A 19,691-nucleotide genomic window follows, 5' to 3' on the forward strand; every position below is an offset into this window, starting at 1 on the left:
TGTCATGACCCGCCCCGCCTCCACCTATGTCGAAGAAACCCGCTTCGGTTTCTGGTTCCTGCAAAGCCACACCTGGCAGCACCATGTGCTGCGCGTGGCGATCAACGACCTGAAGCGCCTGATCAGCTGGGACATCCCGCAGAACCCGGTACTGCTGGATGCCGGTTGCGGCCAGGGCCGCTCCTTCCGCCTGCTGCGCGATGCGTTCAAACCCGGCCGCATGATCGGCCTCGACGCCGACCCGCACAGCCTCGACTGCTCGGCGGTGGAAGCCGCGCGGGAGAACATCGAGGTGGAGCTGAACTGCGCCGACTGCGCCGACCTGATGCTGCCCTCGGCCAGCGTCGACATCCTGTTCTGCCACCAGACCTTCCATCACCTGGTGGAACAGGAGCGCGCCCTGGAAGAGTTCTGGCGCGTGCTCAAGCCGGGCGGCCTGCTGCTGTTCGCCGAATCCACCGAGGCGTACATCGATACCTGGGTCATCCGCTGGTTCTTCCGCCACCCGATGCACGTGCAGAAGAGCGCCGCGCAGTACCTGCAAATGCTCCGCGAGCAGGGCTTCGAATTCAGCGAGAAGAACGTCTCGTACCCCTACCTGTGGTGGAGCCGCGCCAAGGACTTCGGCCTGTTGGAACGCTGGGGTCTGCGCAAACCCAAACCGTTCGGTCTGCGCGAGGAAACCCTGGTCAACGCCGTAGTGCGCAAGCCTCTGGAGAACCGCCCCGCATGATCCGCTGGCTGAGCCTTGCCCTGTTCCTGCTGCTGGCCGGTTGCGCCCAGCACGCGCCGCTGCCCTCCGCGTTGCCGCCGCTGGCCACGCCGTTGCAGCTGCACATTCAGCGCGAGCAGACGCAGGCCGGCCAACTGTCCACACAGGATTGGCTGCTGGTGATCCAGCAGGAAGGCGGGGCGCTGCGTTGGTCGCTGATCGATCCGCTCGGCATCCCGCTGTCACGCCAGTTGCTGCGTGACGGAGAATGGAGCAACGACGGCCTGCTGCCGCCCAATCCGGAGGCTCGCGAGCTGTTCGCCGTGCTGCTGTTCGCCCTGACGCCGGACGCCGATCTCGCCGCGCGCTATCAGGCCGCGGACTACCAGACGGACGGCGCCACGCGCCACCTGCAACAGCGCTGGCAGATCACTTACCGTTCGGCGCAGGATTTCACCCTGCAATCCGCCGACACCCGCTACCAGGTGACGCCCCTGAACGCCGAGAGCGCCGCGCCATGACCGCCACCTACCTGAACGAGCTGGGCCTGATCTGCGCCCTGGGCAACGACTGCCGCGAAGTGGCCGCCGCGCTGCTCGCCGGTGAATCCGCCGGCATGCAGGTGCAGGCGGGCTGGGTGCCGGGCAGAAGCCTGCCGGTCGGCACGGTGAAGGCGCGCATGGCGGCCATTCCCGACAAGCGCCACGACACCCGCAACAACCGCCTGCTGCTGGCCGCCGCGACACAGATCGACCCGGCCATCCGCGCCGCCGTCCAGCGCTATGGCGCCGCGCGCGTGGCGGTAGTGCTGGGCACCAGTACCTCGGGCATCCAGGAAACCACCCAGGGCATCCGTCATCACACCCTGCACGGTCAGTTGCCCGAAGGCTTCCACTACTCGCATCAGGAGCTGTCCGACCCGGCCGTGTTCCTCGCCGAACACTATGAGCTGGCCGGGCCGAGCTACGTGATTTCAACTGCCTGCACCTCCAGTGGGCGAGCCCTGCAGAGTGCGCGGCGGCTGCTGAACCTGGGGCAGTGCGACGCGGTGCTGTGTGGCGGCGTGGACAGCCTGTGCGAGCTGACGCTCAACGGCTTCGGCGCGCTGGAAGCCGTCTCTGACGAACGCTGCAATCCATTCTCGGCCAACCGCCAGGGCATCAACATCGGCGAAGGCGCCGCGCTGTTCCTGATGACTCGCGAGCCGTCCCGCATTGCCCTGCTCGGCGCCGGCGCCAGCTCCGACGCACACCATATTTCCGCGCCCGAGCCCGAAGGCCGTGGCGCCCGCGAGGCGATGCGCAAGGCGCTCACCGAAGCGAAACTGGCGGCCGACCGGATCGCCTACCTGAACCTGCATGGCACCGCGACTGCGCACAACGACGCCATGGAAAGCCTCGCCGTCAGCGCCGAGTTTCCCGCTGGCGTGCCGTGCTCCTCGACCAAGCCACTGTCCGGGCATACCCTCGGCGCCGCCGGTGCGCTGGAGGCGGCGTTCTGCTGGCTGCTGCTGGGCGAGCACAACCCCGACAACCGCCTGCCGCCGCAGCGCTGGGATGGCGTCGCCGATCCGCAATTGCCGGTGCTGCAACTGGTCGGCGAGGACGCACCGCGGCTGCCCGCCGAAGGCCCGCGCTACCTGATGAGCAATTCGTTCGCCTTCGGCGGCAACAACATCAGCCTGATCCTGGGCGAGATGAGCAAAGATTCTGGAGTGACCCGATGATCGACTGGCCGATCGCCTCCCTGCTGCCCCACGCGGGCGACATGATCCTCATCGACGAAGTGCTCGACTTCGGCGACGAAGACATCCGCACGCGCCTGACGGTGCGCCCGGGCGGGCTGTTCAACGAGGCCGATGGCAGCCTGCCGGCCTGGGTCGGCGTGGAGCTGATGGCGCAGAGCGTCGCCGCCTATGCCGGCTGCCAGGCGCGCGTGCGCGGCGAGCCGGTGGAACTGGGCTTCTTGCTCGGCACCCGCCAGTACCAGTGCGACGTGGCGAGCTTCCCCGCCGGGTCCGAAATCACCATCCATGCCATCCGCACCCTGCAGGACGACAACGGCATGGGTGTCTTCGAATGCCATCTGCAAGGGCCGGGCATCAAGGCGCTGGCGCGCCTGACCGTGTTCCGCCCGCCAGAGGTCGCAAGCTATCTACAAGAACCTGCTGTGAAAGAGCCAAGCGTATGACTGACCCCATTCTGGTAACCGGCTCCAGCCGCGGCATCGGCCGCGCCATTGCCCTGCGTCTGGCCCAGGCCGGCCACGACATCGTGCTGCATTGCCGCAGCGGCCGCGCCGAAGCCGACGCTGCGCAGGCCGAGATCCAGGCGCTGGGCCGCAGCGCCCGCGTGCTGCAATTCGACGTGGCCGACCGCGAGGCCGCGCGCACCATCCTCGAAGCCGACGTGGAAGCCCACGGCGCGTATTACGGCGTGGTATGCAACGCCGGCCTGACCCGCGACGGCGCCTTCCCGGCGCTGACCGAGGAGGACTGGGACCAGGTGCTGCGCACCAACCTGGACGGTTTCTACAACGTCCTGCACCCGGTAATCATGCCGATGATCCGCCGCCGCCAGCCGGGGCGCATCGTCTGCATCACCTCTGTGTCCGGGCTGATCGGCAACCGCGGCCAGGTCAACTACAGCGCCTCGAAGGCTGGCGTGATCGGCGCGGCCAAGGCGCTGGCCATCGAGCTGGGCAAACGCAAGATCACCGTGAACTGCGTCGCGCCTGGGCTGATCGACACCGCCATGCTCGACGAGCAGGTGCCAGTGGAGGAAATCCTCAAGATGATCCCCGCGCAACGCATGGGTACGCCGGAAGAAGTCGCCGGCGCGGTGAATTTCCTGATGTCGGCCGAGGCCGGCTACATCACCCGCCAGGTGCTGGCGGTCAACGGAGGGCTGTGCTGATGAAGCGCGTGGTCATCACCGGCATGTCCGGCATCACCTCCCTGGGTTCGGACTGGGCGAGCATCGAGGCGAACTTCAGCGCCAACCAGAGCGGCATCCGCCGCATGGACGACTGGGACCGCTTCACCGAACTGAATACCCGCCTGGCCGGCCCGGTGCTGGATTTCAGCGTACCCAAGCACTGGACCCGCAAGCAGCTGCGCAGCATGGGCCGCGTCTCGCGCCTGTCGGTGGGCGCCGCCGAGCGCGCGCTGGCCGATGCCGGGCTGCTGGGCGACGAGTCGATCCGCGATGGGCGCATGGGCGTGGCCTGCGGCTCGTCCACCGGCAGTACCGACGAGATCAAGGCGTTCGGCAACATGCTGCTGAACTCGGTGGCCGACGGCCTCAATGCCAACTCCTACGTGCGCATGATGCCGCACACCACGGCGGCGAATATCAGCATCTTCTTCGGCCTCAAGGGCCGGGTGATCCCGACCTCCAGCGCCTGCACCAGCGGCAGCCAGGGCATCGGCTACGCCTACGAGGCGATCCGCTTCGGCCGCCTGCCGCTGATGCTCGCCGGTGGCGCCGAGGAACTGTGCCCGACCGAAGCCATGGTGTTCGACGCGCTCTACGCCACCAGCCTGAAGAACGACGCCCCGCACAGCACACCGCGGCCCTACGACAGCGGCCGCGATGGCCTGGTGATCGGCGAAGGCGCCGGCATGTTGGTGCTGGAGGAACTGGAACACGCCCTGGCCCGTGGCGCGCATATCCACGCCGAGATCGTCGGTTTCGGCAGCAACGCCGACGGCCAGCACACCACCCGCCCCGAGCAGACGACCATGCGCCGGGCGATGGAGCTCGCGCTGGAGGACGCCGGACTGCACGCCGACGCCATCGGTTATGTGAACGGCCACGGTACTGCCACCGAGCAGGGCGACATCGCCGAGACCCTGGCCACCAGCGAGCTGTTTGGCAGCCGCATGCCGATCAGCTCGCAGAAGAGTTTCCTGGGCCACACTCTGGGAGCGTGCGGTGCGCTGGAGTCCTGGTTCAGCATCGAGATGATGAACAGCGATCGCTACGTGCACACCCTGAACCTGGACGACATCGACCCGCGCTGTGGCGATCTCGATTACCTGCGGGGCGAGCCGCGCAAGATGAGTAACGAGTACGTGATGAACAACAACTTCGCCTTTGGCGGGATCAACACCTCGTTGATCTTCCGCCGCTGGCGCTGAACCGTTTCGCTGCACAACGCTACTGACCAACGACACTGCAAGGAGAGCAAGCCATGTCCCGACTGATCCGCAGCCTGCTGCTGTGTGTGGCCACCGTGATGGCCGTCGGCTGTACCACCAAGCCCGTGGAGAACATCGACCAGAGTCTGCCGCCAGACAGCAACCGCACGTCGGTGCAGGTGCAGGCGGCCATCCGCGACGCCCTGGAAGAACAGAAGTGGGAGGTGCAGCAGGATTCCGGCAACGTCATCTACGCCGCGATCACCGTGCGCGAACGCCACCACGCCGAGATCAGCATTCCGTACAGCAGCCAGCAGTACTCGATCAAGCTGCGCAGCAGCAGCGGCCTGGACGAGGAAGATGGGCAGATCCACCGCAACTACAACAAGTGGGTGGCCATCCTGAACAACAAGATCCTGCAGAACCTGCACCTCGCCCCGCCGAGCAACTGATTTCCCCCATCGACAAGGAGTCGATCCATGCAACGCAAGACCCTCGGGCTGCTCGCCCTCGCCCTCTGCGCGTCCATCCCCGGCATCAGCCAGGCTCGCGACACCACTCTGCACCTGCCCTTCGACGACGTCGTTGCCGAGGCGGTGAAGACCGGTAAGCTCGATGGCAGCGTGAAGTTCTACCTGGCGGGCAACCCGGCTGGTGACAAGCTGAAGGTGATCCAGTCCGGCGCCATCACCAACAAGAAGACCAACGCCTTCAACAAGAGCGACGAGGAAGCCTGCCGCTGGGCACTGCAATCGGCGCTGATCACCCTGCAGGATTCGGCGAAGAAGGCCGGCGCCACCGCCGTGACCAACATCGTCAGCTACTACAAGCGCAACGAGTACAAGGACGCCAAGCAGTTCGAGTGCCACGCCGGTGCGGTCATCGCCGGGGTTGCGCTGAAGGCGGACTACGCCAAGTAAGCCCCTCCTCCGCGATGCGCCCTCGCTGTAGGGCGCATAACGCCTCAGGCGTTATCCGCCGGCCTCCCTCCGGGTAACGGCGGATAAAGCGTTCCGCTTTATGCGCCCTACGATATCGAGCCTCCGCCCTTGAACCCTCAGCCGGCCCTGCCGGCCTGGACCTCCTGGGTCACCAGATCGAAGAACGACTGCGCCAGGCGTGACGACTCATTGCGCCGCCGCACCAGCCACACGGAGCTGGTCGCGCCCGGATCGCTCAGGGTGCGGTAGACGACGCCATCCACCCGCGTCCGGCGGAACGACGCCGGCAGCATCGACACGCCCAGCCCCGCCGCCACCAGGCCGATGATGGTCATGGCCTCGCCCGCCTCCTGGGCGATGCGTGGGCTGAAGCCGGCTTGCCGCGACAACGCCATCAACTGGCTGTAGAGCCCCGTGCCGTAGCTGCGCGGGAAGAACACGAAGGGCTCGTCGGCCAGCGCGGCGAACTCCAGGCCCTCCTGGCTGGCCTGCGCCAGCGGATGATCGGCGCGCAGCACGGCCACCAGCGGTTCGCTGAATAGCTCCACGGCTTCCAGGGTTTCCGGCAGCGGGATCGGACGAATCAGACCGACCTGCACGCGCTCCTCCAGCAACGCCTGCACCGCCTGCCCGCTGCTCAGCTCCTGCAGGTCCAGGTGCACGTCCGGGTAGGCCTGGCGGAACGCCAGGATGGCGCGGGGGATGCTGGAGGTAAAAGGCGCCGAAGCGGTGAATCCGACCTTCAGCTCGCCGATCTCACCCTGGTGTGCGCGACGGGCCAGGAGCACGGCACGGTCCACCTGCTGCAAGACCTGCCGCGCTTCGTCGAGAAACAACCGCCCAGCCTCGGTGAGCGCTACGCGACGGTTGGTGCGTTCCAGCAGGCGCGCGCCGATCTCTTCCTCCAGCGCCTGGATCTGCTGGCTCAGCGGCGGCTGGGAAATCCCCAGTTGCTCGGCGGCACGGCCAAAATGCAGCTCCTCCGCCACGGCGATGAAGTAACGCAGGTGTCGCAGTTCCATGGTGTCCCCGCTGAAGCGCTGGTGCTTGGGTAGGAGCGGACCTTGTCCGCGATAGGTTGAGCCCCGAACCAGGTGTTGAACCGACATTACCGACGTTTGATTCGCAAAACAAATCAAACGTGTCGATTAATATATTGGAAATAATAAAGCCCGCTCCTTATCCTTTCCACACAAGCCCAATAACGACTACCAACCTGCTCCCTGCCTGGCCGCGCGGGCCCTTGCCGCCATTCCAGGCCCTCCTGCTGTTACCAACCTGAGGTGTGTCGTGAGTCAACCTGCCCTGCGGGCTTTGCGGGAAGAACATCCCATGGCGGCCGAGCCGTCTGTCGCACCAGAGCCGTCTGCCGCCAACGATCCGGCGGAACTGCTGCCTGATCTGCGAGAAAGCGCGCGCGAAGCCAACAGCGACGTAGTGCGCGTCGTCGAAGAAATCGAAACCTACATCGAAAAAGGCACCCCGGCGTTCATGCGCACGTCGCTGGCGCTGTTCTCCGGCGGCTTCGCCACCTTCGCCCTGCTCTACTGCGTGCAGCCGATGATGCCGGTGCTGTCCCAAGCCTTCAGCCTGAGCGCCGCGCAAAGCAGCCTGGTGCTGTCGATTTCCACCATCACCATGGCCTTCGGCCTGCTGGTCACCGGGCCGATCTCCGACGCCATCGGGCGCAAGTCGATCATGGTCGCCTCGCTGGTCCTCGCCGCCCTGTTCACCATCGGCAGCTCGCTGATGCCGACCTGGCACGGCGTTCTGGCCATGCGCGCGCTGCTCGGCCTGTCGCTCAGCGGCCTGGCCGCAGTGGGCATGACCTACCTCTCCGAGGAAATCCACCCGCAGCACATCGGGCTGTCCATGGGGCTGTACATCGGCGGCAATGCCATCGGCGGCATGAGCGGCCGGCTGATCAGCGGCGTGCTGGTGGACTATGTGAACTGGCACGTGGCACTGGCCACCCTGGGCGTGCTCGCCCTGGCCGCGGCGCTGCTGTTCTGGCGCATCCTCCCCGAGTCGAAGAACTTCCGCCCGGCGCCGCTCAAGCCGCGCCAGCTGGCCGAAGGCTTCCGTGGGCATTTCCGCGATGCCGGCCTGCCCTGGCTGTTCCTCGAGGCCTTCCTGCTGATGGGCGCCTTCGTCACCCTGTTCAACTACATCGGCTACCGCCTGCTGGCTGAGCCCTACCACCTGAGCCAGGCCATTGTCGGCGTGCTCTCGCTGGTCTACCTGTCGGGCATCTACAGCTCGGCGTGGGTCGGCTCGCTGGCCGACAAGCTCGGTCGCCGCAAAGTGCTCTGGGCGATGATCGCGCTGATGCTCGGCGGCGTGCTGATCACCCTGCTGCAACCGCTGGCCCTGGTACTGGTCGGCCTGCTGATCTTCACCTTCGGCTTCTTCGGCGCGCACTCGGTGGCCAGCAGCTGGATCGGCCGCCGCGCCTTGAAGGCCAAGGGCCAGGCCTCGTCGCTGTACCTGTTCAGCTACTACGTCGGCTCCAGCGTCGCCGGGACCGCCGGCGGGGTGTTCTGGCACCACTATGGCTGGAACGGCGTGGGTCTGTTTATCGCCAGCCTACTGGGGATCGGCTTGCTGGTGGCCCTGCACCTGGCGCGGCTGCCAGTGTTACCTCGCGATCTCCCCGCACTCGGCAGAAATGGGTAGTTTCTACACACGCAAAAATTTTCATACCTAAAAACGACATGGAACGGTCGTACAAAGACATTAATCTCAGATCAGATAACGCCTGCCAGGCGGGCGTTGTAGGATAAATTCCCAACCTACGACTTAAGTCGTAACAGAATGTGGCGCGATCCTTGCGTTTACTATTTCGAACGACTTGTTGGATTCCTGAAACGGACCTCGACTCCCGCAGTACGAAATTCCCTCCGTAGTTGTAGGTAAAGCATGAGCAGCACCCCATCTTCCGAGCTCTCCCAGGGCTTGAAAAATCGTCACGTCACGATGCTTTCGATTGCCGGCGCCATTGGTGCGGGCCTGTTCGTGGGCTCGGGTCACGCCATCGCCGAGGCCGGTCCGGCCGTTCTGGTTTCTTATCTGATCGCCGGCCTGCTGGTCGTACTGGTCATGCGCATGCTGGCCGAGATGGCCGTCGCGCAGCCCGACAGCGGCTCCTTCTCTACCTACGCCGACCGCTCCATCGGTCACTGGGCCGGCTTCACCATCGGCTGGTTGTACTGGTGGTTCTGGGTCCTGGTGATCCCGCTGGAAGCCAACGCCGCCGCGGCGATCATCCACGCCTGGTTCCCTGGCGCGCCGATCTGGGTCCTGGCCTTCGTGATCACCTCCGCGCTGACCGTGACCAACCTGTTCAGCGTGAAGAACTACGGTGAGTTCGAGTTCTGGCTGGCGCTGATCAAGGTCTGCTCGATCATCGCCTTCATCATGCTGGGCTGCGCGGCCATCTTCGGCTTCTCGCCCAACAGCGAAGTCTCCGGCATCAGCCACCTGACCAGCGAAGGCTTCCTGCCCAAGGGCTGGGGCGCCGTACTCGCCGCGCTGCTGACCACCATGTTCTCCTTCATGGGTTCGGAAATCGTCACCATCGCTGCCACCGAGTCCAAAGACCCGGAGCAGCAGATCACTCGCGCCACCAACTCGGTGATCTGGCGTATCGCGCTGTTCTACCTGCTGTCGATCCTGATCGTGGTCTGCCTGGTGCCGTGGAACGACCCGCGTCTGGTGAGCATGGGCTCCTACCAGACCGTGCTGGAGCATCTGCACATCCCGTACGCCAAGCTGATCGTCGACATCATCGTGCTGGTCTCGGTGACCAGTTGCCTGAACTCGGCGCTCTATACCGCTTCGCGCATGATGTATTCGCTGAGCAAGCGCGGCGACGCGCCGAAGATCGCCCAGGTGACCAGCGTCAGCCGCACCCCGATCTACGCCGTGCTGCTGTCCACCGCCATGGCCTTCCTGTGCACCTTCGCCAACTACCTGGCCCCGGCTGAAGTGTTCAACTTCCTGCTGGCCAGCTCCGGCGCCATCGCCCTGCTGGTGTACCTGGTGATCGCCGTATCGCAGCTGCGCATGCGCAAGAAACTGCTCGCCCAGGGCCACCAGCTGACCCTGAAGATGTGGTTCTTCCCCTGGCTGACCTGGGCGGTGATCCTGTTCATCAGCGCCGCGCTGATCATCATGCTGATCCGCCCGGACCACCGCATCGAAGTGGTCGCCACCGCGCTGCTGACCATCGTGGTCGTCTGCTCCGGCCTGCTGGTGTCCAACCGCCGCAAGGCCCAGCGCGCCGCCGGCCTGGTGGGCGACGCTGCGTGATGCGCTCTGATGGGGCTTGATGCTCCATGAGGGAATGAAAAGCCCCGCCTTATGGCGGGGCTTTTTTGTTTCCGGCGACCGAGCTTTCGTAGGAGCGGACCTTGTCCGCGATCCGTCGGCAGGCGGCAGGCGGCAGCCGGGCGGTTTCGCGGACAAGGTCCGCTCCTACAAAGAACATCGCAGCTTCTTCCCAGCGGAGGAGAGTATGTTCGCGAACCCCGGAGCGAGAAACGAAAAAGCCCCGCATACGCGGGGCTTTTTCAGTTCGGCGTCAGGCTCAGTGGTACTGCGCCGACAGCTCGTGCACGGCCTCGAAGAAGGCGCCGGCATGGGCCGGGTCGACTTCCGGGGTGATGCCGTGGCCGAGGTTGAACACATGGCCATTGCCGTTACCGAAGGCACCGAGGATACGCGCGACTTCGGCACGGATGGCGTCCGGCTTGGCGTAGAGCACCGCCGGGTCCATGTTGCCCTGCAGGGCAACCTTGTCGCCGACGCGGGCGCGGGCGCTGCCGATATCGCAGGTCCAGTCCAGGCCCAGGGCTTCGGCGCCGGTATTGGCCATGGACTCCAGCCACAGGCCGCCGCCCTTGGTGAAGAGGATCACCGGCACGCGGCGACCTTCGTGCTCGCGAATCAGGCCGTCGACGATCTTCTGCATGTAGGCCAGGGAGAACTCCTGGTAGGCCGCCGCCGACAGCGCACCGCCCCAGGAATCGAAGATCTGCACCGCCTGCGCGCCGGCGAGGATCTGGCCATTGAGGTAGCTGGTGACCGACTGCGCCAGCTTGTCCAGCAGAGCGTGCAGAGCCTGCGGATTGTCGTAGAGCATCGCCTTGGTCTTGCGGAAGTCACGGCTGGATCCGCCTTCGACCATGTAGGTGGCCAGGGTCCAGGGGCTGCCGGAGAAGCCGATCAGCGGCACGCGGCCGTTCAGCTCGCGGCGGATGGTGCGCACGGCGTCCATCACGTAGCCCAGGTCTTTCTCCGGATCGGGGACCGGCAGGGCGTCGATATCGGCCTGGGTGCTCACGACCTTCTTGAAACGCGGGCCTTCGCCGGTCTCGAAGTACAGGCCCTGCCCCATGGCATCGGGGATGGTGAGGATGTCGGAGAAGAGGATCGCCGCGTCCAGCTGCGGGTAACGGTCCAGCGGCTGCAGGGTCACTTCGCAGGCCATCTGCGGGTTCATGCACAGGCTCATGAAGTCACCGGCCTTGGCGCGGGTGGCGCGGTACTCCGGCAGGTAGCGGCCAGCCTGGCGCATCATCCAGACGGGGGTGACATCGACGGGCTGCTTGAGCAGGGCGCGGAGGAAGCGATCGTTCTTCAAGGCAGTCATAACGGCATCCGGCAAAAAAGTGCGGGTATTTTCGCAAAGCCCAAAAGAAAAGGCACGGCGGGTGCCGTGCCTTTTGTCCATCGCGACAGTTTGTCGCTGCGTCAGCCTGGTAGGGCGCATAACGCCAGAGGCGTTATCCGCCGCGGCGGATAAGGCGTTCCGCCTTATTCGCCCTACCGGGGCACGATCAGACGCCGAGGTAGTCGAGGATACCTTCGGCAGCCGTGCGGCCTTCGAAGATCGCCGTCACCACCAGGTCGGAACCGCGGACCATGTCGCCGCCGGCGAAGATCTTCGGGTTGCTGGTCTGGTGCTTGAACTGCGAAGCAGCCGGAGCGATGACGCGGCCCTGGCTGTCGATTTCCACCTGGTGCTGGTCGAACCACGACGCCGGGCTCGGGCGGAAGCCGAAGGCGATCAGCACGGCTTCGGCCGGGATGATTTCCTCGGAACCCGGGATCGGCTCGGGGCTGCGACGGCCACGGGCGTCCGGCTCGCCAAGACGGGTCTCGACCACCTTCACGCCTTCCACCTTGTCCTCGCCGACGATGGCGATGGGCTGGCGGTTGAAGAGGAACTTCACGCCTTCTTCCTTGGCGTTCTTCACCTCTTTGCGCGAGCCGGGCATGTTCTCTTCGTCACGGCGGTACGCGCAGGTCACGCTCTTGGCGCCCTGGCGGATCGAGGTGCGGTTGCAGTCCATTGCGGTGTCGCCACCGCCCAGTACCACGACGCGCTTGCCCTTCATGTCGACGAAGTCTTCCGGCGACTTCTCGAAGCCCAGGTTGCGGTTCACGTTGGCGATCAGGAAGTCCAGCGCGTCGTGCACGCCGGGCAGGTCCTCGCCGGGGAAGCCGCCTTTCATGTAGGTGTAGGTGCCCATGCCCATGAACACAGCATCGTACTCATCGAGCAGTTGCTCCATGGTCACGTCCTTGCCGATCTCGGTGTTCAGGCGGAACTCGATGCCCATGCCGGTGAAGACTTCGCGGCGGCGCGACAGCACCTGCTTCTCCAGCTTGAACTCGGGGATGCCGAAGGTCAGCAGGCCGCCAATTTCCGGGTTCTTGTCGAACACCACCGGGGTCACGCCATTACGCACCAGGACGTCGGCACAGCCCAGGCCGGCCGGGCCCGCGCCGATCACGGCGACGCGCTTGCCGGTGGGCTTGACCTTGGACATGTCCGGGCGCCAGCCCATGGCGAACGCGGTGTCGGTGATGTACTTCTCCACCGAGCCGATGGTGACCGCGCCGAAGCCGTCGTTCAGGGTGCAGGCGCCTTCGCACAGGCGATCCTGCGGGCACACCCGGCCGCAGACTTCCGGCAGGGTGTTGGTCTGGTGGGACAGCTCGGCGGCGGCAAGGATGTTGCCTTCGGAGACCAGCTTCAACCAGTTGGGGATGAAGTTGTGGACCGGGCACTTCCACTCGCAGTACGGGTTGCCGCAGCCCAGGCAACGGTGGGCCTGGTCAGCCGCCTGCTGCGGCTTGAACAGGTCGTAGATTTCCACGAACTCGCGCTTGCGCTGGCGAAGAAGCTTCTTCTTCGGATCCTTGCGCCCGACTTCGATGAACTGGAAGTCATTGTTAAGACGTTCAGACATTTTCAGACCTCATCAAACTTCAGGCGCTTATTGCGGGTTGGCACGAGTGCTGGTCAGCAGGGAACCGAGGCTGGCGGCCTTCGGTTTCACCAGCCAGAACCGACGCAGGTAGTCGTCGAGGTTCTCCAGCAGATGTGCGCCCCACTCGCTCGCGGTTTCCGCCACGTACTCGACCAGCACTTTGCGCAGGTGACTGCGCTGGGCTTCCATCGCTTCGCCGCTGATCCGCTGGATTTCCACCAGCTCATGGTTCACGCGGTCGACGAAGGTGTTGTCCAGGTCGAGGACATAAGCAAAGCCACCGGTCATGCCGGAGCCGAAGTTGTAGCCGGTCTTGCCCAGAACGCAGATGAAACCGCCGGTCATGTACTCGCAGCAGTGGTCACCAGTGCCTTCAACCACGGCATGAGCGCCGGAGTTGCGCACGCCGAAACGCTCGCCCGCGGTACCGGCGGCGAACAGTTTGCCGCCAGTGGCGCCGTACAGGCAGGTGTTGCCGACGATGGCCGACTCCTGCGACTTGAACGGGCTGCCCTTGGGCGGGGTGACGACCAGCTTGCCGCCGGTCATGCCCTTGCCCACGTAGTCGTTGGCGTCGCCTTCCAGGTACAGGTGCAGGCCGCCGGCGTTCCACACGCCGAAGCTCTGACCCGCAGTGCCCTTGAAGCGGAAGGTGATCGGCGCCTTGGCCATGCCCTGGTTGCCGTGAACCTTGGCGATCTCGCCGGAAATCCGCGCGCCGATGGAGCGGTCGCAGTTGCAGATATCCAGTTCGTACTCGCCGCCCTTGGCGCCTTCGATGGCGCCACGGGCCAGCTCGACCATCTTCTCGGCCAGCAGGCCCTGGTCGAACGGCGGGTTCTTCTCGACTTCGCAGAACTGCGGCTTCTCGGCCGGGATCAGGTCGCTGCCCAGCAGCGGCGTGAGGTCGAGGTTGCCCTGCTTGGGCGTCTCGCCCGGCAGGATTTCCAGCAGGTCGGTGCGGCCGATCAGCTCTTCCAGGCTGCGCACGCCGAGCTTGGCCAGCCATTCACGGGTTTCGCTGGCGATGAAGGTGAAGAAGTTCACCACCATGTCCACAGTACCGATGAAGTGGTCCTTGCGCAGCTTGTCGTTCTGGGTGGCGACGCCGGTGGCGCAGTTGTTCAGGTGGCAGATGCGCAGGTACTTGCAGCCCAGGGCGATCATCGGCGCGGTGCCGAAGCCGAAGCTCTCGGCGCCGAGGATGGCCGCCTTGATGACGTCCAGGCCGGTCTTCAGGCCGCCGTCGGTCTGCACGCGGACCTTGCCGCGCAGGTCGTTGCCGCGCAGGGTCTGGTGCGCCTCGGCGAGGCCCAGCTCCCACGGGCTACCGGCGTACTTGATGGAGGTGATCGGCGACGCGCCGGTACCACCGTCGTAGCCGGAGATGGTGATCAGGTCGGCGTAGGCCTTGGCCACGCCGGCGGCGATGGTGCCCACGCCCGGTTCGGACACCAGCTTCACCGAGACCAGCGCCTGCGGGTTGACCTGCTTGAGGTCGAAGATCAGCTGGGCGAGGTCTTCGATGGAGTAGATGTCGTGGTGCGGCGGCGGCGAAATCAGGGTCACGCCGGGGACTGCGTAGCGCAGGCGGGCGATCAGGCCGTTGACCTTGCCGCCGGGCAGTTGGCCGCCCTCGCCGGGCTTGGCGCCCTGGGCCACCTTGATCTGCAGGACTTCGGCGTTGACCAGGTATTCCGGGGTCACGCCAAAGCGGCCGGTGGCCACCTGCTTGATCTTCGAGCTTTTCAGCGTGCCGTAACGCGCCGGGTCTTCGCCGCCTTCACCGGAGTTGGAGCGGCCGCCCAGGCGGTTCATCGCCTCGGCCAGCGCTTCGTGGGCCTCCGGCGACAGCGCGCCGAGGGAGATACCGGCTGCGTCGAAGCGCTTGAAGATGGACTCCAGCGGTTCGATCTCATCCAGGCTCAGCGGCTGGTCGACGGTCTTCACCTTGAGCAAGTCGCGCAGCATGGAGACCGGACGGCTATCCACCAGCCCGGTGTACTCCTTGAACTTGGCGTAGTCGCCCTGCTGCACGGCGGCCTGCAGAGTGTTCACCACGTCCGGGTTGTACGCGTGGTATTCGCCGCCATAGACAAACTTCAGCAGGCCACCCTGCTGGATCGCCTTGCGGCTGTTCCAGGCTTCGCCGGCCAGCAGCTTCTGCTCGTTCTCGATGTCGAGGAAGCGCGCGCCCTGGATGCGGCTCGGGGTACCCGGGAAGCACAGGCCGGTGACCTCGTCGGCCAGGCCGATGGCTTCGAACAGCTGGGCGCCACGGTAGGAGGCGATGGTGGAGATGCCCATCTTCGACAGGATCTTCAGCATCCCCTTGGAGATGCCCTTGCGGTAGTACTTGAAGACCTCGTAGAGGTCGCCCAGCACTTCGCCGGTGCGGATCAGGTCGGCCAGCACCTCATAGGCGAGGAACGGGTAGACCGCGGACGCACCGAAGCCCACCAGCACCGCGAAGTGGTGCGGGTCACGGGCAGTGGCGGTTTCCACCAGGATGTTGGAGTCGCAGCGCAAGCCGGTCTGCACCAGGCGGTGGTGTACGGCGCCAACGGCCAGGGCCGCGTGCACCGGCAGCTTGCCGGGAGCGATGTGACGGTCGGACAGCACCAGCAGCACCTTGCCGGCGCGCACGGCTTCCTCGGCCTGGTCGGCGATGTTGCGCACGGCCGCTTCGAGGCCGACGGACTCGTCGTAGTTCAGGTCGATGTGGTGCAGGTCGAAGCCCGGGCGTTCCAGGTTCATCAGGGTCCGCCACTTCGCCGGGGAGATCACCGGGCTGGTGAGGATCGCCTGGTTGGCGTGGTGCGGGGACTCTTCGAAGATGTTCTGCTCGATGCCCAGGCAAGTTTCCAGGGACATCACGATCGCTTCGCGCAGCGGGTCGATCGGCGGGTTGGTGACCTGCGCGAAGACCTGGCGGAAGTAGTCGTAGGGCGAGCGGATACGCTTGGACAGCACCGCCATCGGGGTGTCGTCGCCCATCGAGCCGACCGCTTCCTGGCCTTGCTCGGCGAGCGGGCGCAGCACCTGGTCACGCTCCTCGAAGGTGACCTGGAACATCTTCATGTATTGCTTGAGCTGGTCGCCGTCGTAGCTGGCCACGCCCTGGTCATCGTCCAGGGTAGCCTGGATGCGCAGCGCGCTCTGGCGCAGCCACTGCTTGTACGGGTGGCGCGACTTCAGACGGTTGTCGATGTCGTCGGTCTGCAGCAGCTGGCCGGTCTCGGTGTCCACCGCGAGGATCTGGCCCGGACCGACGCGGCCCTTGGCGATGACGTCCTCGGGCTTGTAGTCCCACACGCCGATTTCCGAGGCGAGGGTGATGTAGCCGTTCTTGGTGGTAACCCAGCGCGACGGGCGCAGACCGTTACGGTCGAGCAGGCAGACGGCGTAGCGGCCGTCGGTCAGCACGACGCCGGCGGGACCGTCCCACGGCTCCATGTGCAGCGAGTTGAATTCGTAGAACGCGCGCAGGTCGGCGTCCATGGTCTCGACGTTCTGCCAGGCCGGCGGAATGATCATGCGCAGGCCACGGAACATGTCCATGCCGCCGGTGACCATCAGCTCCAGCATGTTGTCCATGCTGGAGGAGTCTGAACCCACGCGGTTGACCAGCGGGCCGAGCTCGTCGAGATCGGGCATCCACTCGTTGGCGAACTTGCTGCGACGGGCCTGGGCCCAGTTGCGGTTGCCGGTGATGGTGTTGATCTCGCCGTTGTGCGCCAGCAGGCGGAACGGCTGGGCCAGCGGCCACTTCGGCAGGGTGTTGGTCGAGAAGCGCTGGTGGAAGACGCAGATGGCGGTCTTCAGGCGCTCGTCGGAAAGGTCCGGATAGAAGGCGGCGAGGTCCGCCGGCATCATCAGGCCCTTATAGATGATGGTCTTGTGCGAGAAGCTGCAGACGTAGTGATCGGCGTCCTCGGCGTTGGCCACGGAGGAGCGGCGACGGGAGCTGAACAGCTTGACCGCAAAGTCCTGGTCGGACAGGCCTTCACCGCCGATGAACACCTGCTCGATCTGCGGCAGGCGCTCCAGCGCCAGGCGACCCAGGACGCTGGTGTCGATCGGCACCTTGCGCCAGCCGACCAGCTTCAGGCCGGCGCGCTCGATCTCGCGATTCATGTTCGCGCGGGCGGCTTCGGCTTTCACCGGGTCCTGGTTGAAGAAGACCATGCCCACGGCGTATTGGCCGGGCAGTTCGGTCGCGAAGGATTCCTTGGCCACGGCGCGCAGGAACTGGTCGGGCTTCTGGATCAGCAGCCCACAGCCGTCCCCGGTTTTCCCGTCCGCGTTGATCCCACCTCGGTGGGTCATGCAGGTCAGTGCTTCGATGGCGGTTTGCAGAAGTTCGTGGCTTGCCTCGCCCGTCATATGGGCGATCAGACCGAATCCGCAGTTATCCTTGAACGTCTCAGGATGGTACAGACCTGCTTTCATAGGGAACTCTCACCGGCAAAACTTTTATAAATTCCAGGGTCTGCTGACGTTTCGCCATCGCCCTGTTTCGCCGTGCAGGCTCGTTTCCCGCGCACCCTAAAGGCTCGGGCCGCATCTATCGTGCAGCGCCGCTTACGCCCCTGGTTCACCTGGAATGACCGTTCCGCGCGAGTTGCCACGTCTTACCCAACGTAGCGGCGGTTCCGGCCCTGGCCATGACGAAACGTCAGCAGACCCTCTTCAAGCACTTCGCCTGTCTACCCGCTCAAGCGGCGAGTTTCCGATAGGCAAAGGGAGGTCATTGTACACACGGGGAAAGCGACGTCACTGAATTTTTTTGACGCACTGCTGACACCCTATGTCGCATTTTTATAAGAATGCGACAAAAGAAACAAGCCAATAAAAAAGCCGAGCCCCAGGGTATGGGGCTCGGCTTTTTCAGTATTGCGACAGTGCGACCTTTCAGCGCGCTCCGGCGATGTCCTGCTGGATGCTGGAGAAGGGACGCGCCCAGGGCTTGGAGGCCTGGATCTTCGCCGGCAATTTCTTGATCGCGGCCTGGGCGGCATTGCGGTCAGCGAAGTTGCCATAGGTCACGACGTAGAACGGCTTGCCTTGCAGGTTCTTGCGGAAGTAACGGTAGTCACCGCCGCCCTGCTGGCTGATGAAGGCCTTGGCGCTGGCTTCCGAACCGGTGCCCAGCACCTGCACGGAGTAACGCGAACCAGCCTGGGACTGGTACCAGCTGCTTCCGCCAGCGCTGCCACCGGTTGCCGCTGCGGGCTTGCTGGCGGGCTTGGCGCTGGCAACGGTAGTGGCAGGCTTGCTGGCCACCGGTTTGGCGGCCTGAACCGGCTTGGCCGGCGCAGTGGCGGCAGGCTTGACCGGCTCGGGACGCGGCGTGGCGGCCTGGGTCGGTGCAGGCTTGGTTGCCGGCTGCGCAACAGGTTGGGACTGGCTCGGCGCCGGCGGCACCGGATTCAGCGGTTTCGGGCCGTTGTTGGCCAGCGGCGTTACCGGCGGCGCAGTGGTGGTCACCGTCGGCGGGATGGCAGCAGACGGCATGCCGCCTTCGTCGGCATCTTCCTGTCCGCCGGCCTGGGCCAGCGGCTCACGAATCACCGGTTGGCTTTCGCCCACCAACGGCAGCGGCAGCGGCTGGTTGGAACCGGCGAACTCGACCGACGGACCGTTGCCCTGGGCATCCGGCTGTGGCGTCGCGCTTGGCTGCGCGGCCGTGCCATCACCCAGCGGCAGCTGAGACGAAGATTGCGCGGCAGTACCGGTCGCAGTTTCCGGCTTGCTGGTTTTGCCCTGCATGAACCAGGCGGCGATGACGCCAATGGCAACCACGCCGAGGATCGCCAGGTGTTTCTTCGGCAATTTGAAGCTCGGACCGGCAGCTTTGCGGGCACCGCCACGGTCAGCCAGCATTGCCTCGATCATTGCGTCGCGGGCGGTCTGGTTGATCGCACCCGGCCAACCACCGGACTGCTCGTGGATGTCAGCGAGCAGGTCGGCAGAGATCAGCTCGATGCCCTGCCCTGCTCCCTCCAGGCGCTGCGCCAGGTATTCGCGCGTCTCGTCCTCGCTGTAGGGCTGCAACTCGATGGCGTGGTAGCGCTCCTCGCCTTCGGACAGCACCTCCAGGCGCTGCAGCACTTCCGGCTCGCCGAACAGGAAGACATGCAGACGCGCCTCGCTGTTGCCCGCGGCCAGCAGCAGGAGGACTTCCAGAGCGTCGTCTCGCAGTTGCTCGGCATCGTCCACCAGCAGGTAGACGTCCTGGCCGGTGATCGCCAGTTGCGCGACCTTGGCCAGAATCGCCTCGATGCTGGTCTGGGTGATCCCCAGGCCCTGCGCCAGTTGGCGCAGCAAGGTGGATTCATCGGTGACCGAGCGGCCCGAAATGACCACGCTGGAAACCGCATCCTTGTTGGTGCTGGCCACCAGCGCCTGGCGCAGCAGCGTCTTGCCGCTGCCCAGCGGGCCGGTTACCGCCAGCAGCAGGTGGCTATAGCGAGCCAGGTGGTGCAGTTGGCCCAGCACCGGCTTGCGCTGGGCGGGGAAGAACTTGAAGCCGGGAACCCGCGGTGCGAACGGGTCATGACTGAACTGGTAGTGGGCCAGAAAGGCCTCGTCGGCATGCAAACTGGACATGGGAC

Annotated in this window: 15 protein-coding genes; 10 read left to right on the plus strand and 5 right to left on the minus strand. The window is 65.3% G+C overall.

The genetic code is table 11. The features are described from left to right. Positions 1–4 precede the first annotated feature (4 nt). The 8 genes from JVX91_RS02385 to JVX91_RS02420 are packed head-to-tail and all read left to right on the plus strand — an operon-like array spanning position 5 to position 5,773. Entirely contained in the window at positions 5–733 is a 729-nt protein-coding gene (locus tag JVX91_RS02385; protein WP_205337856.1) for a class I SAM-dependent methyltransferase, read from the plus strand. Next, a complete protein-coding gene (locus tag JVX91_RS02390) occupies positions 730–1,233 on the plus strand; it encodes a hypothetical protein (protein ID WP_205337857.1) in 504 nt (167 codons plus the stop codon). The genes JVX91_RS02385 and JVX91_RS02390 overlap by 4 nt, the downstream gene beginning before the upstream one ends. Further along, positions 1,230–2,438 carry a beta-ketoacyl-[acyl-carrier-protein] synthase family protein gene (locus tag JVX91_RS02395; protein ID WP_205337858.1) on the plus strand — a complete coding sequence of 403 codons (1,209 nt, stop codon included), beginning with the start codon at positions 1,230–1,232 and terminating at the stop codon, positions 2,436–2,438. Before JVX91_RS02390 ends, JVX91_RS02395 begins: the two co-directional genes overlap by 4 nt. Continuing rightward, a complete protein-coding gene (locus tag JVX91_RS02400) occupies positions 2,435–2,902 on the plus strand; it encodes a hotdog family protein (RefSeq protein WP_205337859.1) in 468 nt (155 codons plus the stop codon). The genes JVX91_RS02395 and JVX91_RS02400 overlap by 4 nt, the downstream gene beginning before the upstream one ends. Beyond that, positions 2,899–3,627: a 3-oxoacyl-ACP reductase FabG gene (gene fabG, locus JVX91_RS02405; RefSeq protein WP_205337860.1), complete on the plus strand. Its 729-nt coding sequence runs from the start codon at positions 2,899–2,901 to the stop codon at positions 3,625–3,627. The genes JVX91_RS02400 and fabG overlap by 4 nt, the downstream gene beginning before the upstream one ends. Beyond that, the gene (locus JVX91_RS02410) at positions 3,627–4,853 is read left to right on the plus strand and encodes a beta-ketoacyl-ACP synthase (RefSeq protein WP_205337861.1); all 1,227 of its coding nucleotides are present in this window, start codon (positions 3,627–3,629) and stop codon (positions 4,851–4,853) included. Before fabG ends, JVX91_RS02410 begins: the two co-directional genes overlap by 1 nt. A gap of 53 nt (positions 4,854–4,906) precedes the next feature. Continuing rightward, positions 4,907–5,305 (plus strand): hypothetical protein, encoded by a 399-nt coding sequence (locus JVX91_RS02415; protein WP_205337862.1) that lies wholly within the window; start codon positions 4,907–4,909, stop codon positions 5,303–5,305. 27 nt (positions 5,306–5,332) lie between these two features. Further along, positions 5,333–5,773: an excinuclease gene (locus tag JVX91_RS02420; protein ID WP_205337863.1), complete on the plus strand. Its 441-nt coding sequence runs from the start codon at positions 5,333–5,335 to the stop codon at positions 5,771–5,773. A gap of 137 nt (positions 5,774–5,910) precedes the next feature. Here JVX91_RS02420 and JVX91_RS02425 read toward each other — a convergent pair whose 3' ends face one another. Then, entirely contained in the window at positions 5,911–6,816 is a 906-nt protein-coding gene (locus tag JVX91_RS02425) for a LysR family transcriptional regulator (protein ID WP_205337864.1), read from the minus strand. Positions 6,817–7,126: 310 nt separating this feature from the next. On the opposite strand from JVX91_RS02425, the gene JVX91_RS02430 reads away from it, so the two are divergent. Then, positions 7,127–8,470 carry an MFS transporter gene (locus JVX91_RS02430; RefSeq protein ID WP_205339913.1) on the plus strand — a complete coding sequence of 448 codons (1,344 nt, stop codon included), beginning with the start codon at positions 7,127–7,129 and terminating at the stop codon, positions 8,468–8,470. 243 nt (positions 8,471–8,713) lie between these two features. Next, positions 8,714–10,105: a GABA permease gene (gene gabP, locus JVX91_RS02435; RefSeq protein ID WP_205337865.1), complete on the plus strand. Its 1,392-nt coding sequence runs from the start codon at positions 8,714–8,716 to the stop codon at positions 10,103–10,105. Positions 10,106–10,382: 277 nt separating this feature from the next. Here the strand turns inward: gabP and hemE are convergent, their stop codons facing one another. The 4 genes from hemE to JVX91_RS02455 all read right to left on the minus strand — a co-directional run bounded on the left by hemE (position 10,383) and on the right by JVX91_RS02455 (position 19,686). Continuing rightward, positions 10,383–11,447 carry a uroporphyrinogen decarboxylase gene (hemE, locus tag JVX91_RS02440; protein WP_205337866.1) on the minus strand — a complete coding sequence of 355 codons (1,065 nt, stop codon included), beginning with the start codon at positions 11,445–11,447 and terminating at the stop codon, positions 10,383–10,385. 187 nt (positions 11,448–11,634) lie between these two features. Continuing rightward, complete coding sequence (locus tag JVX91_RS02445) at positions 11,635–13,053, minus strand: FAD-dependent oxidoreductase (RefSeq protein ID WP_205337867.1); 1,419 nt, start codon at positions 13,051–13,053, stop codon at positions 11,635–11,637. A gap of 27 nt (positions 13,054–13,080) precedes the next feature. Beyond that, on the minus strand, positions 13,081–17,526 hold the full coding sequence (gene gltB / locus JVX91_RS02450) for a glutamate synthase large subunit (protein WP_205337868.1): 4,446 nt from the start codon (positions 17,524–17,526) through the stop codon (positions 13,081–13,083). 462 nt (positions 17,527–17,988) lie between these two features. Next, the gene (locus tag JVX91_RS02455) at positions 17,989–19,686 is read right to left on the minus strand and encodes an AAA family ATPase (protein WP_205337869.1); all 1,698 of its coding nucleotides are present in this window, start codon (positions 19,684–19,686) and stop codon (positions 17,989–17,991) included. Positions 19,687–19,691: the final 5 nt, after the last annotated feature.

The sequence above is a fragment of the Pseudomonas sp. PDNC002 genome (assembly GCF_016919445.1).
GTDB lineage: Bacteria > Pseudomonadota > Gammaproteobacteria > Pseudomonadales > Pseudomonadaceae > Pseudomonas.

Coding starts and splice junctions, on each gene's coding strand:
- JVX91_RS02385 (WP_205337856.1), top strand. CDS start 5: ATGACCCGCCCCGCCTCCACCTATGTCGAAGAAACCCGCTTCGGTTTC.
- JVX91_RS02390 (WP_205337857.1), top strand. CDS start 730: ATGATCCGCTGGCTGAGCCTTGCCCTGTTCCTGCTGCTGGCCGGTTGC.
- JVX91_RS02395 (WP_205337858.1), top strand. CDS start 1,230: ATGACCGCCACCTACCTGAACGAGCTGGGCCTGATCTGCGCCCTGGGC.
- JVX91_RS02400 (WP_205337859.1), top strand. CDS start 2,435: ATGATCGACTGGCCGATCGCCTCCCTGCTGCCCCACGCGGGCGACATG.
- fabG (WP_205337860.1), top strand. CDS start 2,899: ATGACTGACCCCATTCTGGTAACCGGCTCCAGCCGCGGCATCGGCCGC.
- JVX91_RS02410 (WP_205337861.1), top strand. CDS start 3,627: ATGAAGCGCGTGGTCATCACCGGCATGTCCGGCATCACCTCCCTGGGT.
- JVX91_RS02415 (WP_205337862.1), top strand. CDS start 4,907: ATGTCCCGACTGATCCGCAGCCTGCTGCTGTGTGTGGCCACCGTGATG.
- JVX91_RS02420 (WP_205337863.1), top strand. CDS start 5,333: ATGCAACGCAAGACCCTCGGGCTGCTCGCCCTCGCCCTCTGCGCGTCC.
- JVX91_RS02425 (WP_205337864.1), bottom strand. CDS start 6,816: ATGGAACTGCGACACCTGCGTTACTTCATCGCCGTGGCGGAGGAGCTG.
- JVX91_RS02430 (WP_205339913.1), top strand. CDS start 7,127: ATGGCGGCCGAGCCGTCTGTCGCACCAGAGCCGTCTGCCGCCAACGAT.
- gabP (WP_205337865.1), top strand. CDS start 8,714: ATGAGCAGCACCCCATCTTCCGAGCTCTCCCAGGGCTTGAAAAATCGT.
- hemE (WP_205337866.1), bottom strand. CDS start 11,447: ATGACTGCCTTGAAGAACGATCGCTTCCTCCGCGCCCTGCTCAAGCAG.
- JVX91_RS02445 (WP_205337867.1), bottom strand. CDS start 13,053: ATGTCTGAACGTCTTAACAATGACTTCCAGTTCATCGAAGTCGGGCGC.
- gltB (WP_205337868.1), bottom strand. CDS start 17,526: ATGAAAGCAGGTCTGTACCATCCTGAGACGTTCAAGGATAACTGCGGA.
- JVX91_RS02455 (WP_205337869.1), bottom strand. CDS start 19,686: ATGTCCAGTTTGCATGCCGACGAGGCCTTTCTGGCCCACTACCAGTTC.